At 70.9% G+C, this 1,681-nt stretch carries 2 protein-coding genes; both read left to right on the forward strand.

From position 1 onward, the window contains the following. Nucleotides 1–63 precede the first annotated feature (63 nt). Nucleotides 64–1,182, forward strand: coding sequence for a bifunctional UDP-sugar hydrolase/5'-nucleotidase (locus tag VR44_RS23075; RefSeq protein WP_342669378.1), 1,119 nt, complete (start codon nt 64–66; stop codon nt 1,180–1,182). Nucleotides 1,183–1,297: 115 nt separating this feature from the next. After that, nucleotides 1,298–1,681: dCTP deaminase (locus tag VR44_RS23080; RefSeq protein WP_045949490.1), on the forward strand; the 384-nt coding region annotated here is incomplete at its 3' end.

Raw genomic sequence — 1,681 nt, forward strand, 5'->3', positions numbered from 1 at the left:
GGGCCACGCCGACCTGCCCGGCAAGCTGCTCCAGCTCGGCGCCGACATCTGCGAGGTCGCCCCGTGACCGCAGGCCGTTCGATCCGGCAGATCCTCGCTACCACGGACGTGCACTCAGCCCTGGGCGCCGGCGCCTCCTTCCTCGGCCACCTCCACGAGGCACGGTCGGACAGCCTGCTCGTGGACTGCGGCGACTTCTTCGAGGGCACCGGCTACTACCGGCTCGGCAAGGGCACTCTCGAACGGGGCGTCCTGCTCGGCCTGTACGACGTCATCGCCCCCGGAAACCACGGCTGGGCGCACTACTTCGAGCCCGCCCTCCACCAGCGGACCGTCTGCGCGAACGCAGTCGACGATTCGACCGGAACCCCGCTCTTCCCGCGCCTGCGCATCGTGGAGGTCGCGGGCCGATCCACGGCCTTCACCGGGGTGATCGGGCTCCAGGCGTTTGACTCGATCCCGGTCGCCCAACGGCCGGGGCAACGGGCCGTCGAGCCTGTGAAGGCCCTGCGCGAGCTGATGCTGGCGCACCACCACGAGGTCGACTCCTGGGTGCTCCTCCGCCACTCCGGCTTCGAGGAGGACCTCGGGCTCGCCGATGCCTGCCCCTTCCTGGACGTGATCTTCGCGGGCCATTGCCACAGCGATCACACGGGCCCCACCCGCATCGGCAACACCCTCGTCCTGAAGGGCCGCGAGCTCGGCGTCGGCTACGCCGTCGCCACGCACACCCCCGACCGCTGGGTCGGCCGGACCGCCCTCTTCTCCGACGCCGCGGACACCACCCCATCCGTCCTGCCGCCCGAGCTGGCCTCCGTACGGGACCGGATCGCGGCGTTCGACGCACAGCTGGCCGAGCCGCTGGGCCGGATCGCGGAACCGTACCGGAACGACCAGCTCGATCGCCGGGCCCTCGCCCAAGACCTGGCCGACCGGCTCCGGAGCGGCCTGGGTAGGGACGCCGTCATCCTGAACGAGACCGCCCTCCGCACCACGGTCCTGGGCGAAATCCTGACCACCGGCGACCTGCTGGCCATCGAGCCGTTCGCGAACTCCCTGGTCGAGGCCCGCAGGCCCGCATCGCACCGGCCCACCGCCACGACACGGAAGCCCTCCTGGCTCACCTCACCGAGCGGGTCGGGCCGATCGTCACTTCTCCCGACCCGCTTCCGGCCGGGCTGACGAGCGTGCTGACCACCGACTACCTGGCCGACAGCTGCCTGGGCGGCCAGCCCCGTCCCGCCGGCCTGAGCCTGGGCTCGGCGATCCGGAGCACCCTCACGAACGGAGCCGACCAGTGATCCTGACCGGTCCAGAGATCATCTCCGCCTCGAAAGACGGGCGGCTACGCATCGACCCCTTCTCCTCCTCCCAGGTCAACCCGAACAGCTACAACGTCCGCCTCGGATCCACCCTGCTGACCTACACGGGCGACGTCCTCGACTCCCACCGCCCCAACCCCACCCACCGCATCCAGGTCGGCGAGGACGGCCACACCCTGCAGCCGGGCGAGCTGTACCTCGGACACACCATGGAGGAAGTGGGCTCGGACCGCTTCGTCCCGCTGCTCTTCGGCCGCTCCTCCGTGGGCCGGCTCGGACTCTTCGTCGAGATCACCGCGCCCATCGGAGACATCGGCTTCCACGGGCAGTGGACGCTGATGCTCACCCCGACCCGCCCC

This window comes from Streptomyces katrae, from assembly GCF_000966975.1.
In the GTDB taxonomy this organism is placed as follows: domain Bacteria; phylum Actinomycetota; class Actinomycetes; order Streptomycetales; family Streptomycetaceae; genus Streptomyces; species Streptomyces katrae.